The sequence below is a fragment of the Streptomyces sp. NPDC048496 genome, from assembly GCF_043200055.1.
Classification (GTDB): Bacteria; Actinomycetota; Actinomycetes; order Streptomycetales; family Streptomycetaceae; genus Streptomyces.
This window is the reverse complement of record NZ_JBICXB010000012.1, coordinates 88,898-102,104: the sequence shown is the minus strand read 5'-3', so window position 1 is coordinate 102,104 and position 13,207 is coordinate 88,898. Positions and strand designations below refer to the sequence as shown.

Annotated in this window: 12 protein-coding genes; 7 read left to right on the top strand and 5 right to left on the bottom strand. The window is 70.1% G+C overall.

Features of this window, described 5'->3' with window-relative positions; genetic code table 11:
• Positions 1–23: 23 nt before the first annotated feature.
• Complete coding sequence (locus ACGFSA_RS15105; RefSeq protein ID WP_393304219.1) at positions 24–1,244, bottom strand: saccharopine dehydrogenase family protein; 1,221 nt, start codon at positions 1,242–1,244, stop codon at positions 24–26.
• Positions 1,245–1,381: 137 nt separating this feature from the next.
• On the opposite strand from ACGFSA_RS15105, the gene ACGFSA_RS15100 reads away from it, so the two are divergent.
• Positions 1,382–2,095, top strand: coding sequence for a TetR/AcrR family transcriptional regulator (locus ACGFSA_RS15100; protein WP_393304217.1), 714 nt, complete (start codon positions 1,382–1,384; stop codon positions 2,093–2,095).
• Between the two features lie 218 nt (positions 2,096–2,313).
• Here the strand turns inward: ACGFSA_RS15100 and ACGFSA_RS15095 are convergent, their stop codons facing one another.
• The 3 genes from ACGFSA_RS15095 to ACGFSA_RS15085 all read right to left on the bottom strand — a co-directional run bounded on the left by ACGFSA_RS15095 (position 2,314) and on the right by ACGFSA_RS15085 (position 5,255).
• Positions 2,314–3,618 carry a hypothetical protein gene (locus ACGFSA_RS15095; protein WP_393304215.1) on the bottom strand — a complete coding sequence of 435 codons (1,305 nt, stop codon included), beginning with the start codon at positions 3,616–3,618 and terminating at the stop codon, positions 2,314–2,316.
• Entirely contained in the window at positions 3,611–3,967 is a 357-nt protein-coding gene (locus tag ACGFSA_RS15090; protein WP_393304213.1) for a hypothetical protein, read from the bottom strand. The genes ACGFSA_RS15095 and ACGFSA_RS15090 overlap by 8 nt, the downstream gene beginning before the upstream one ends.
• Before the next feature lie 865 nt (positions 3,968–4,832).
• On the bottom strand, positions 4,833–5,255 hold the full coding sequence (locus ACGFSA_RS15085; RefSeq protein WP_393304211.1) for an Hsp20/alpha crystallin family protein: 423 nt from the start codon (positions 5,253–5,255) through the stop codon (positions 4,833–4,835).
• Between the two features lie 280 nt (positions 5,256–5,535).
• Here ACGFSA_RS15085 and ACGFSA_RS15080 point away from each other — a divergent pair, with 280 nt between their 5' ends.
• The 3 genes from ACGFSA_RS15080 to ACGFSA_RS15070 all read left to right on the top strand — a co-directional run bounded on the left by ACGFSA_RS15080 (position 5,536) and on the right by ACGFSA_RS15070 (position 9,049).
• Complete coding sequence (locus tag ACGFSA_RS15080) at positions 5,536–6,384, top strand: universal stress protein (RefSeq protein WP_393304209.1); 849 nt, start codon at positions 5,536–5,538, stop codon at positions 6,382–6,384.
• 366 nt (positions 6,385–6,750) lie between these two features.
• Positions 6,751–7,797 carry a M4 family metallopeptidase gene (locus ACGFSA_RS15075; RefSeq protein ID WP_393304207.1) on the top strand — a complete coding sequence of 349 codons (1,047 nt, stop codon included), beginning with the start codon at positions 6,751–6,753 and terminating at the stop codon, positions 7,795–7,797.
• A gap of 757 nt (positions 7,798–8,554) precedes the next feature.
• On the top strand, positions 8,555–9,049 hold the full coding sequence (locus tag ACGFSA_RS15070) for a lamin tail domain-containing protein (RefSeq protein ID WP_393304297.1): 495 nt from the start codon (positions 8,555–8,557) through the stop codon (positions 9,047–9,049).
• A 308-nt stretch (positions 9,050–9,357) separates the two neighbouring features.
• Here ACGFSA_RS15070 and ACGFSA_RS15065 read toward each other — a convergent pair whose 3' ends face one another.
• Positions 9,358–10,191, bottom strand: a complete 834-nt coding sequence (locus ACGFSA_RS15065; protein ID WP_393304205.1) for a pentapeptide repeat-containing protein — start codon at positions 10,189–10,191, stop codon at positions 9,358–9,360.
• 28 nt (positions 10,192–10,219) lie between these two features.
• Here ACGFSA_RS15065 and ACGFSA_RS15060 point away from each other — a divergent pair, with 28 nt between their 5' ends.
• The 3 genes from ACGFSA_RS15060 (at position 10,220) to ACGFSA_RS15050 (ending at position 13,168) form a co-directional block, all read left to right on the top strand.
• Positions 10,220–10,900 carry an agmatine deiminase family protein gene (locus ACGFSA_RS15060; RefSeq protein ID WP_393304203.1) on the top strand — a complete coding sequence of 227 codons (681 nt, stop codon included), beginning with the start codon at positions 10,220–10,222 and terminating at the stop codon, positions 10,898–10,900.
• 344 nt (positions 10,901–11,244) lie between these two features.
• Positions 11,245–12,501 carry a sensor histidine kinase gene (locus tag ACGFSA_RS15055; RefSeq protein ID WP_393304201.1) on the top strand — a complete coding sequence of 419 codons (1,257 nt, stop codon included), beginning with the start codon at positions 11,245–11,247 and terminating at the stop codon, positions 12,499–12,501.
• Complete coding sequence (locus tag ACGFSA_RS15050; RefSeq protein ID WP_393304199.1) at positions 12,473–13,168, top strand: response regulator; 696 nt, start codon at positions 12,473–12,475, stop codon at positions 13,166–13,168. The genes ACGFSA_RS15055 and ACGFSA_RS15050 overlap by 29 nt, the downstream gene beginning before the upstream one ends.
• Positions 13,169–13,207: the final 39 nt, after the last annotated feature.

Genomic DNA, 13,207 nt, shown 5'->3' with positions numbered 1-13,207 from the left:
TCCCCCGGTGAGCCGAGGACGGGTCACTGCTCCCGCATGCCCCACGGAGAGCCGTACGCGCTGAGCAGGTCCAGGAAGGGGCGCGCGGGGAAGGCCTCCGGGCTGAGGACTCCCGAGCCGGTCCACGCGCCCGTGGCCAGGAGTTCGAGGGCGACGACCGGGTTGACGGCCGTCTGCCACACCACTGCCTGGGAGCCGTACTCGGCCATCGACCACTGGTTGTCGACCACATGGTAGAGGTAGACCTCGCGCGGCTCGCCGTCCTTGGTGCCGCGCACCCAGGTGCCCGCGCAGGTCTTGCCGTGCATGCGCTCGCCCAGCGTCGCCGGGTCCGGCAGGCAGGCGGCCACGACGTCGCGGGGCGACACACCCACCGGGCCCGCTGCGCTCGGCACGGTCACCGGGTCGGTGCGGTCCAGGCCCAGGAGGTGCAGCGTCCTGAGGGTCTGGATGAATTCCTCGCCCAGGCCGTACTTGAAGGTCACGCGCCGTGCGTCGACCCAACGGGGGACAAGCAGCACCTCCTCGTGCTCCACGTTCACGCACTCGACCGGGCCGATGCCCTCAGGGAAGTCGAACACCTCCGGCTCGCTGAAGGGCGCGGTGGTGAACCAGCCGCGGTCCGCTTCGTAGACGACCGGCGGATTGAGGCACTCCTCGATGGTGGTCCAGATGCTGAAGGAGGGTGCGAACTCGTAGCCGTCGACGGTGAGGTTCGCGCCGTCGCGGATGCCGATCTCCTCGATCTCGTCGAAGAGTTCGTCGGCCGCGTACCGTGCGAAGACATCGGACAGCCCAGGCTCCACACCCATGCCGACGAGAGCCAGCGCGCCCGCCTTCTCCCAGTCGGCTGCCTGCGCGAACTGCGTGTCGCCGAGCATGACCCCGCACTCCTCGTACGGCCGCTCGGGGTGCGGGCGCGACAGAGACATCGCCATGTCGAGGTAGGTTGCGCCGGCCGCGAGCGCCGCCTGGAAGAGGGGCATCACGAACCGCGGGTCGGTGGCGTTGAGCAGGACGTCGCACCCGTGCCGCGTCAGCAGCGCCGTCACCGCGGCCTGATCGGACGCGTCGACGTGCTCGGCCCGGAAGCGGCCCGCGGCGCCCGCGAGGGCAGCGACCGCCGCCTCGGCCCGGCTCAGGTCGTAGTCGGCCACGACCATCTCGTCGAAGAACGAGCGCCGGGCCGCGATCCGGGTGATCGCGGTGCCCACACCGCCGGCTCCCACAAGCAGAACACGCATGACACGGACTTCCTCTCTGTGGAGTTGGGGCATGCTCGCGCGGACCGGAGGTGCGGCGCCCCTGCCGGGAGATTCAACGCCGCGTGTTCGGATAAGGTCAATGGTGTTGGCATAAGGACCGGGGCGAGGAGGCGGCGGTGGCGAAAGCGGTGGTACCCGAGGAGAAACGGCGGCGCCGCCGTCCCACCAGGAGCGGCACCGTGCTGTCCGAGCAACTGATCGTCGAGACCGCCCTGCGGATGCTGCGTGAGCACGGCGGCGCGGGGCTCACCGTCCGCCGTCTCGGCCTGGCCCTGGACGCCGACCCCAGCACCCTCTACCGGTACTTCCGCGGCATGGACGATCTGACCCTCGCCATCGGCGACGCCCTCATCGGGCAGGCCCTGCAAGGCTGGCGGCCCACGGGGGAGTGGCGGTCGGATCTGCGCGGCCTCGGGTTGCGCATCCACGCCGTGTATGTCGGGCATCCGCGGGCGGCACTGCTCACCGCGAACCGGGTCACCGGCCGGGCCCACGAGCTGGCCGCCGACGAGGCCATCCTTGACCTACTCCGCACAGCGGGATTCCCGCTGCCGGACACGGTACGGATCTACCAGGCCTTCATCGACCAGACCCTGGCCTTCGCCGCGCTCGACGCCGCCTCGCTGGCCCTGCCACGCGAAAGCCTCAGCGCCGACGAGGACATGTGGCGCTCGACGTACGCCCGCCTGCCGCGCACCACACACCCTCGGATCGCCGAGGCGGCGCCCCTCCTGGCGACCCGCATGGTCGACAGCGCCTATCCCACGGCCCTGGAGATGCTGCTGGACAGCGCCGCAGCGCAGTGGGAGGCACTGCGCTCCCGGCGATAGAGGATCGTCCGGGGTCGTTGCGGTGCGGATCCGTCCATTGAGGCCGAATCCGAATCCTTCCTGGCACCCCCGGGCCCCCGACCGTGCGGTCGGCCGCCGCCGGGCCGACCCTGGCAACCTGCCTGTCTTCCTCGACGAGCACCCTTGGCGCGCCTGGCGTCATGCATTCGGCTACGCGTGAGCTCACGGCGTAGACCGGGGAGTTGCGGCCGTTTCGCTCACGTGCCCGCGCCCCCGCCACCGACCAGGGCGGCCAAGTGGTCCCGGTCCTGCGGGTTGTTGAGGTTCACGGTCTCGTACTGGTGCCGCGGCCACAGAGGACGGCCCTCGATCCAAGGGACGACAGTGGGGCCGCTGTCCTGCCAGCCGTGCAGGTCCGCGGCACCGGCCGGCGGCGGCATCCCGTGCGTGGGGTGCTTGGGCGTACCCGGGGGGTTGACCTCCATGAACGCTTCCGGTGGGTCGTTCGGGCCTCCGTGCGCGGGAAAGAGCACCAGGACGAACCCGTCGTCGGGGCCGGGCAGCAGGACATAGCGTTTGGGAACGGGAACGGGCGTTCGGGCAGCGAACGCGAGGGCCCTGACCGCGGGTATCCCGTCGAGCATGCGGTGGTCGAACCGGAGCGCGTTGAATGCGGACAGGGCCGCGAAGATCAGCGGCACCGAGAAGACCGGATCCCTGCCGAGCAGCCACCAGGTCACCGTCATCCCGATCGCGAAAGCCGCGTTGAGCACGGTCGGCCAGAGCTGGGATATCTCCAGCAGTGAGCGTACGCGCCACCAGGGCACGACCCGGATGTCGGCCTCATGGCGCGGGCCGACGCCCTTTTCCTCCGGAATCGCCTGTCGGTAGGCCGCTTCCGCCATGGTTCCGTAAGTCAGGTCCGGTTCCTGGGGGCGGTCGAGTTCCTCGCTCAGGGCGGTCTGCGGCTGCACCGGCGTCGGTCTGTGGAGGAGTCCTTGTTGTTCAGCGATCTTCAATTCGTTGCGACGGGTGCGGTCGGTGTGGACCGGGCGTGCCCACAGCAGGTGTGCGCCGCCCGGCTGGGCGAGGACTCCGCCGGTCCGCGCGTCGCCGCACCACCACAGCACACCATTGCGACCGGGGCTGGCCAGGTGATAGCGCTGCTGCACGGTGCGTACCGACAACAGCAGGAGACCGTCGCCGACAGGGTCCCGCAGCACCACTCGCGGCGCGCCCTGACGGGCCGGGACGGTCACGGCGGCGCATGCGATCCAGGGACGGCTCGTGAGCGCGCGCCGCATGCGGCGGCAGTTGATGAGCGCCACGATGCCCACGACCACGGCGACGGGACCGCCTCCGACACAGAAGACGGCGACGTCGCTCACCCAGCCGACACCGGCCTCGTCGGCGGCCGGCCCGACGGACAGCCCGACGATCACGGCCGCGAGCCCGCCCCAGACCCATCCGCGGGCGCGACGGCGACGTTCGGCGAGTCCTTCGGCGGTGGCGTCCATCTCGACAGCGGTGGTCGTGTGCGTCGCCGGGAGCGGCTCAGGCATCTGTCTCTCCCCAGCTTCGCGTGTCATCGACCGCCCGGCACCGCATCTCGCGCCGGTGGAACCGCTCACCGAGCTGTGATCCGCCGATGAGTCCGGCTGCGAACAGCAACAGGCCGACCTGCACGACGGTGGCGAGGAATCTGAAGTCTTCGGTGCCCAGACCGCTCAAGTGCAGCAGTGGAGCGACCATGCCACCGGCCCAGATGACCAGCAGGGCGACCCCGCGCACGCGAATGCCCCATGAACTGGTCGAATGGCGGACCCACCGGGGCACCCAGCCTCTCAACGAGGCGGCGGCCAAGGGCAGCGCGAACGCCGACCAGACGACCAGCCAGAGCCAATTGAACACGGCTCGTACTCCATCTCTGCGAAGCCGCCGAGTGGCAGCAGGTTCCCTGGTTACTGCTGCTTCGGACCGTCGTACGCCAGAGGTGGCTCCCCGAGCACTCCGTCGAAGACGAGAGACAGGACGAGAAGCGCGACCCCCGCGGTGCCGAGCCCCGGAAACCAGGTCATGTGCGCTCACCGCCCCCTTCCCCGCTCGCGCCCTGTCGGCGAACGGATGTTGACACGCGAGCGCTGGGCGTGACATTGCCCTGGTCCGGCAATCTTTACACTCCTTTTATGCCGCGCTTCTACAGCCCGCGGCTTTCGGCACCTCGGGCGGGGAGCCGAAGTCCTCGCCCAGCTGAGGATGGTGCGGAAGGAACGGCGGGGGAATCCTCACGGAGCGCGCACAGAAGGTGGGCCGGTCGACAGACGCGCGGGCGCCCATCACTGCGCGAACAGGGATACGTATCGGCTCGGGCGGCCCTTCATGTGCCGTTCCTGCGCTCGGTGCTCGGGACGGAGCCACTGGGCTGGACACAGGCCGACATGGCGGCCGCGGCAGGGCCGGGCGGTTTCGCCGCCGCCCGGCCGAGCGGCCGGGCGTGGTGAGGAAACGTGTGATGAAGGGGTGGTGTCTCACCGGGGGAGCCGACGCACCGGGAGACCGACCTGCCGGAAGCGGGCGCCGAGTGTACAGGCTGCCAGGGTCATGCGGGAGGGCCGACCAGGCCTGCTTCAGCGCTGACGACCGCTTCCTGCCACGGATTCGGCGACCGCCGCGACCGTGTGGGAGGACGTGTTGCGGCGGGTCCCACGGCCGGGGCCGACGTGGCCGCCCGGACGGAGGGCAGCGCATGTCCGTCCGGGCGGCCATCCGGTGCGGGTCACATGGCGTGCTTGATCTCGATGTGCTTCGCCTCCGCCTTCTCCTCGCCGAGGCCAACGCTGACGGTCAGCATGCCGTCGACGTATTCGGCACGGACGTCGTTCTCGTCCGCGCTCTTGGGCAGGGTGACACTGCGGGTCAGGGATCCGTAGCGGATCTCGCTGCGATGCTTGTCCACCTCGTGCTCGGTGCGCTCGGCCCTGATGGTCAGGTTGCCGTCCTCGACCGTGACGTCCAGATCCTTGACCTCGATGCCCGGGAGTTCCGCCCGAATGACGTAGCGGTCGGACTCGGTGAACTCCTCGATCCTCATGGTGTACAGATCGGCCATCGCCGGCATGGTGAATCGGGTGGGGAAGGCCTCGAACCAGTCCGGCAGTTCCGGGAACGGGAACTTCTGCTTGCGTGCGACTACAGCCATGCCCAGACCTCCTCGGTCCTGCGGTTACGACATGTCCAGTCCACCGCGCCATGCCCCCGAACGCAGGGGCCGAACAGTCCGCAACGGGGGTCCGAAGGTCCCTGGAGCTCGCCCTTGCCCCGGGAAACAGCTCTCTGAACGGGGGCCGCTCGGCCCTCCGCCTCGCCGTCCATGTGCGTACCGTGCAGGTATGAGCTGCGGCCGCAGCCCACGGCTGCTGCCCCGCGCACGCAGACAGGTGGAGGAAGCCATGACAGCTGCCAGTGAACCACTCCCGATCATGCTCGGCGTCGACGCCGCGGAGCCGGCCGATGCGGCCCTGGCTTGGGCCGCCGACGAAGCCGCCCGCCGTGGGGTGCGCCTGCATCTGGTTCACGCCGTGTTGCCCGTGACCCATCACGTACGCGGCGTCGAGGAGACGGCACACCACAAGGCCTTGCGCCAGCTGGGCGACGAGGCGCTCGACAAGGCGACGGCTCGTGTCCATGAGCGGCAGCCGGGTCTTGAGGTGACGACCTTCATCACGGATGGCACTCCGGCCCAGGTCCTGGTACGGAGGTCCGCTCACGCGCGGCTGGTGGTCCTCGGCTCGCGTCGGCTGGGCCGGCTGGGGGAGATGCTCAGTGCTGTCTCGACGACCGTTCCGGTCAGTGCGCACGCTGCCTGCCCGGTGGCCGTGGTGCCGGAAGCCGGGCGCACCGAGGAGGAGCCGCCGTACCTGGTGGTCGGGGTGGACGCCAGCCGGTCGGCCGAGGCCGCGCTGAATCACGCCTTGGAGGCCGCTGCCTCGCAAGGCGCCTCCGTGCGTGCGGTGTGGGTGTGGCAGCGGCGGCTGCCAGGGCTTTTCGATGAGGACGCTGCGCTCGAGGCGTGCCACAGGCAGCTGCATGAAGCAACCACGGGGCGGTCCAGCGCCTACCGCGATGTTCCCCTGAGCCACGCGGTGCTGCGGGGGCACCCTGTCGAGGCGTTGGCGGAGGCTTCCGAGCATGCGCTCGCTGTGATCGTCGGCCGCCGTGGCCGGGAGGGTTTCACCGGTATGCGGCTGGGCTCCGTCCCGCATGGGCTGCTGCACAGGGCAGCCTGCCCCGTGATCACTGTGCCCCTGCCGGCCGACGAAGGGATCTGAGACCGGGGGACCGGACCGAACCGCATACCGCACCGGCCGATTGCGCGAGCCTCTCGGCCAGCGACTACGCACGGACGGAACGGCGCGTGGCCGCTGCCGGTCGCCGCGAGCACGCCTGCACGGGCCCGATCATCGCCCGACCGGGCCCGGTGAACGGACCCGGCTTCGAGCTGCGGCTCGGGCCGTTCTCGGCGTGCGGACGCCGACAGAGCGCCACCGCGCGGTAGGGGCCTTCGCCGCTGTGAGTCGCAAACGCGTTCAGGGCCTGGCCAAAGAAGGGCCCGTGCGCAAGGATCACGCTCGCACCACGCCATCCCCCGCTCTTCGACATGCCACCGCACCACATCCCAGCACGGGAGGATGTACATGACTCGCCGCACACCCCGCGGCCTGATCGCCGCGGCCACCGCCACCGCGGCTCTGCTCGCTCCGGCCGGAGCGGCCTCGGCCTCGGGCGCAGTCTCCGCCCCGGCCGAACCACAGGCCCGGGTATTCATGGTCAACCCTGTCCAGTCCTCGGGCGACCAGTCGCTCTCCGATGCCAAGGACTCGGCCGACGCCGTCCCCGCCTCGAGCTATGCCCTCGCCGCGTTGCGCAATCTCGACGGCAGTGGAGGACTCTCCGGACGGTGGGCCTACATCAGGTCGGAGACCGGCGCCCCCGCAAAGACCGCCGACGCCGGCACGTACAACCGGCACGACGACCAGTTCGAGCAGGTCATGGCCTATTTCTGGGTCAATGAGGCACAGGAGTACCTGCAGGGCCTCGGCTTCGGCAGCGAACTGCCCGGCGCCAACAACCGCGCGCAGCCCATCCGTATCAACCAGTGGGGTGCGGACAACTCCTTCTTCACCGACAAGAAGGCCGAGATCCGCTTCGGTAAGGGCGGCGTGGACGATGCCGAGGACGCCGAGGTGATCGTTCACGAGTACGGACACGCGGTGCACAACGCCCAGGTGCCCGGCTTCGGCACCTCCCCGGAGGCCGGGGCGATCGGTGAGGCCTTCGGCGACTACCTGGCAGTCGAGGTCGGCGCCCATGCGGACGCCCGGTACGGCTGGCCCCTCAAGGCCGACCTGGCGTGCGTCGCCGACTGGGACTCGGTCGCCTACAGCGTCGCCCCGCACTGTCTGCGCCGGATCGACCGGAACAAGGTATACGGGGACCGGGTGGGCGAGGTGCACGCGGACGGCGAGATCTGGTCCCGCGCACTCCTGGACATCCGCGGGGCGCTCGGCGCCAGGGTGGCCGACCGCATCATCGTCAACGCTCAGTTCGGCTTCGCGCCCGACACCAGCTTCAAGGACGCCGCAGCGACGACGATTGCGACGGCGCAACGCATGTACGGCAAGAGCGCGGCGGACGCGGTCCGTGCCGCGTTCAAGGCCCGCGAGATCCCTGGCATCCAGTAGGCAGTGTGACGGCGGCCGCCCCCTTCCCGGGGCGGCCCTCAGCGTGGTCTCGCGTCGGCCTTGAGTCCGTTGCGAGGCCACGCGCCGGCCGGATCGATCACCGAGCGCTGCTACGGCAGATGTGGCGAGTGCGGGCCGGCGCCCGGGAATTGCATCATGGCGACAGCCTTTCTGACGGGGCGCCATCTCTTGGTTCGGGGGCGCCACGTAGAAGGAGAGGCCTGTGCTCCCACGCAGCGGTGGCAGGGATTCGGGCCGTCAGGCGCGGGCGTAGGCGGGTGGCCTGTGCGCGGGAGCCACGATCACCGCGACAGGTGTGCGACGCGCTGCCGCGCGCGGACCGTCGGCTGGGGTACTCCCGTCGCGGCCGCCGATCTGTCGCGACGCGCAGCCGGCGTAGCAGCCGATCGGTACCGCGTCGAAACCGGTGACCGTGCACGGTGGGCGTACTCGACGATCCATGGTGCGCAGCCGAGGAGAAGGGCGGCCACGAACACGGCCGGGCGCCGTCGGCCCGGGACCGCCAGGGCCGCGACGGCCAGAGTCAGGACCAGGTAGCAGGCGCCGGGGGTTCGACCGGCTGCCCGCGTCGAACTGTGTGCGCCGCCGTCAATTCACCAGCTGCGCCACGCACTTGAGTGGCTCCGGACGTGTGCCGCACAGTTGCCTTCACATATCCATCATGTTTTCTTCATCTCTTCATCATGGATTGTGTATGCTCCAGGCGCTTCATCCGCACCACTGGGGGGACTTCCTCATGCGCATGCGCCATGCCATATCCACTGTCGCCGCTGCCGGGGCCATCGCGGTTGTTGCCGTTGCCCCGGCACAGGCAGCCGAGTACTCGTCGGCGCTGAAGATCAAGGGTGTCCAGTACGACGCGCCGGGCCCGGACTCCAACAAGTGCTCCACCGGGAACGCCAAGGACGAGTACCTGACGATCAAGAACTACTCGTCGACGGCGACCGTCAATCTCAAGGGCTATGTCGTCAAGGACGCCGCGGGCAACCGCTTCACCTTCTCGACCAGCCACTACCTCGAGCCCGGCGACTACGTAAAGCTGCGGGGAGGCCACGGCACCGACTCCGACGCCAAGAACGTCGTCTACCGCCAGAACTGCAACTTCATCTGGAACAACGACAAGGACACCATCTACCTGTACAAGCCGTCAGGCAGCCGGGCGGATGTCCACGCCTACACCAAGAGTGGCTCCGACCCCGACCGCAACGGCTACATCAGCTACCACGGCTGACGCACCGTCACTGCATGCCGCAGCGAACGGCGGCAGAGGGTGAGTGCTCTGCCGCCGGCTCGTCGGCGGGACCTCCCGCTGTCATCCGGCGCTTCGGTCAGCGGCCGTCGGCGCTCTCCTCGTGGACAGCCGTCCGGGTGAGGGCGATGATGCCCCTGCTCACCATCGGCGACGAGCGCGTCCACCACCCCGGGTACCGTGCGTCGGCGAGACAGGGGTCACCGCTGCGGCCCTGGGAAGTGGCGGACCTTTGGTCAGGGGCGGCGCGGTCGTCGTGGCGGCCGCGGTCGTCGTGGTCCCGCCGCGGGCTACCAGCGCGCGGGACGGGTGAGGGCGGCAGGCAGCTTGGTGGCCGAGTCGCCCTTGGCCGCGTTGAGCTGGGCCTGGGTGAGGAAGATGCTCCCGGTGAGGTCGGCTCCGCTCAGGTCGGCGCCGCGCAGGTCCGCCCCGATCAGGTCGGCCATGCGCAGGTCGGCCTTCTTGAGGTCGGCCCCGATGAGGCAGGCGCCGCGGAGACTGGCCCCCTGCAGGCGGGCGCCGCCCAGCCTGGCCCCGATCAGCTGGGCTCCCCGGTGGTTCTTCTTGCGGCCGGGCACCTCGGCCCGCACCAGGTCACTGGTCCGCAGCAGCAGAGCGTTCACATCGTCGCGCAGCGCCGCCACGTCAAGGTCCGTGAGCGACGCGGCGTCCCCCCGGGTGAGGCCGTCGACGCGCTTCAGCGCATGGCGCAGGTCCGGGTGGACGGGGCGGGCCGGCGCGAGATCGAGGGCCTCGGTGACGTACCAGAGCAGTTCGTGGAGCTGCCGCATCACCGGCAGGACCTCGAACATCGGGCGGGCAGTCTCCGGCGCCTGCCGCCAGTCCGTTCCACCGAAGGTGACCTGCGAGACTTTCTGGCCCGCACCGAAGCAGTCGAACACGGTGCAGCCCTGGAAGCCCTTCTCCCGCAGACGTGTGTGGATGCCGCAGCGGAAGTCCGTCTGAAGGTTCGCGCACGGTTGACCGGCGTCCTTGTCCACCGCGAAGTCGGCGGAACGGGCGAAGGGCAGCGCGACACAGCACAGCCCGAAGCAGCTCGCGCAGTCGGCCTGCAGATCGTTGCGGCCGCTGCTGTCGGACGGGGCCGCGTGCTTCTGGGACAAGTGCGTGCTCTCCTGTGACGAGACGAGCATGGCGGTCCGCCGCGCTCCGAGGCGAGTATCCATTCTCGCAGACGGCGCGTGCCTGCCGTCCGCGGGAGTACGGCCCCGGGGGCGGCGGCCGGCCGCGTGGATCGGTGGTCGGCGCTCCCTCCAGGAGAGTTTCCTGCTTTCGGGCCGCTCGGCCTCGCCGGAGGCGCTCGCCGCGATCAACGCCCAGTACCACCTGGACGATCCGTTCGTCATCCGGTACCTCCAGTGGCTCGGCGACGTGATGCATGGCGACTTCGGGCGCTCGATCGCCTACCGCACCGACGTGTCCCGCCTCCTGGCCGACCGCCTTCCCACCACCCTGCTGCTGATCGCGCTGGCGCTGGTCGTAGTCGTGGTCGTCGGCCTGCTGCTCGGCCGGCTCGCCGCCGTGCGCGGCGGCGCCACCGACCGGCCGATGGACGTGATGCAGCTCCAGGGCCCGGACTACAACAAGATCCGCTCCACCAACCGGGACTTCCTCGCCTCCTACGCCAACTTCTACCTGTGCAACGGCGCTGTCATCTGCGCCCACTTCGGTGACACCCAGGCAGACGCCGCGGCGAAGGCGACCCTGGCCCGGCTCTACCCTGACCGAGTCATCGAACAGCTCGACATCGACCGCCTCGGTACCGGAGGCGGCGGCATCCACTGCGTCACGCAGCAACAACCTGTTCCGTAACCGTCAGAAACGACAGGCGCGCCCCGGGGCTGGACTCGAACCGGCACGGGGCGCTGCCCTCGCACCGGCCCTTGGCATGGCGCCCGCCCGTCCGGGGGCAGGCTGCGTCGTGGTCTGCGGTTCCGTCGTGGGGAGAAGCAAGCAGGACGGGCCGCGCCCGGCTGGCCGAAGGGGAAGCCCGCAGCCTGTCGCTGGCCGGAGCGTACCGGCGCGGTGACCCCGATGGAGGCCGTCGGCCCGGCCTTCAAGCCCTCACGCAGCCCGGTCGACGGCGCCCGTGCCCGGGGACTGCCCTGCCGCACCGACACAATGCCTGACCCGGCCACCGCGCTTACGGTGGTGGGATGGCAGTGATCAACGGTTGGAGGCGGGAAGCACGAGCCAGGCCCGGCGTGGTGGACGCGCTGATGTCGGCCGTGCTGTTCGGGCTGTCGGTTGTGGCTTCTGCCGTTGTGCCGGACGAGCACCGGATCGAGTACCGGTGGCAGGGCGTGGTGCTGGCGGCGGTCGGCTGCTCGGCGCTGATGTGGCGACGCCGTCACCCATTCGGCGTACTGGCTGTCGCGGTTGGCTGCGGGGTGCTCTTTCAGGTGCTCGGATTCCGGGAGAGCCCGGTGGTGGCAAGCCCGGTCGATGTGTCCGTCTACACCGTGGCCGTGCAGACCGACCGACGCACCACCTGGACCACGACGTCGATCGCGGCCGCCTTCCTGGTGGGGGCGGCCGTGGTGTTCGCCCCGGGATCGTGGCTGGAGCCGGAGAAGGCGGTGATGCTGGCGTGGACGGCTCTGTCGGCCGCCATCGGGGACGCGGTGCGGTCACGCCGTGCCTATGTGGCAGCCGTGGAGGAACGGGCGGAGAACGCGGAGCGGACCCGTGAGCAGGAGGCACAGCAGCGGGTGGCGGCCGAGCGGGTCCGGATCGCGCGCGAGCTGCACGACGTCGTCGCGCACCACATCGCCTTGATCAACGCTCAGGCAGGCGTCGCCGTCCATCTCGCGGAGCGGCAGCCGGAGCAGACACTCGCCGCGCTGGAGAACATCCGGGACACCAGCCGGTCGGCGCTGGACGAACTTCGCGTGACCGTAGGCCTGCTACGGCAGTCGGGTGATCCGGCGGCGCCGCGCGATCCGATGCCGGGTCTGACGCAGCTACCGGCCCTGCTGGCGTCGTTCGAAGGCGTCGGCCTGGCTGTCAGGCACAGTCAGCGCGGTATCAGTGAACCTCTGGCGCCGGCAGTCGACCTGGCCGCGTACCGCATCGTGCAGGAGGCCCTGACCAATGTGCACAAGCACGCCGGCGCGGACCACGCCCGATTGTTCCTGCATTACCGCCCCGAATGGCTGACGATCACCGTCGAGGACGACGGACGCGTCGGACCCCACGACCAGCCGACCCAGGGAACGGGGCACGGGCTGATCGGAATGCGCGAGCGGGCTGCCATCGTCGGGGGCACGCTGTATGCGGGAGCCCGCCCGCAGGGCGGCTTCGCTGTGACTGCCGATCTGCCCCTGCGAGCCGCAACGGCCACGGGCGGTCCGGCGACGAACGGACCGCCGAGGAGAGATGGGTATGACGATCCGCGTACTGCTCGCCGATGACCAGGCCCTGCTGAGGGGCACCTTCAGGATGCTGTTCGATTCTGCGGACGACATGGAGACCGTGGGCGAGGCATCCAACGGCCGCGAGGCAGTGGAGCTGGCCCATGCGCAGCACCCGGATGTGCTCCTGATGGACATCCGCATGCCCGAGATGGACGGCCTCGCCGCGACGCGGCTGATCGGCGAGTCGGAGGACCTCGCAGGGGTGAAGGTCCTCATTCTGACCACCTTCGAGGAGGACGAGTACGTCGCCGAGGCGCTGCGCGCGGGTGCGAGCGGCTTTCTCGGCAAGGGCGCGCGGCCCGAGGAGCTTCTCGAGGCCGTCCGCACGGTCGCCGCCGGGGAAGCGCTGCTGTGCCCGTCTGCCGCCCGAGCGCTGATCACGCGATTTCTGACGCAGCCGGAAGCGTGCCCGGCAGCCATGCACGAGCGGCTGGAGTGCCTGACACCACGGGAACGCGATGTCCTGGGGCTCGTCGCGCTGGGCCTGTCGAACGAAGAGATCGCCGATCGCCTGTTCATCAGCCCACTGACCGCCAAAACCCACGTCAACCGGGCCATGACCAAGCTGGCGGCTCGTGACCGGGCCCAGCTCGTGGTCATCGCCTACCAGAGCGGCCTGGTCAGCCCGGCGATGGAGCCGAGTCGCCCAGCAGCATCCGCGTAATCGCCGGCACAGGTACGTGCCGCCTTCCGTCCCCGCTGT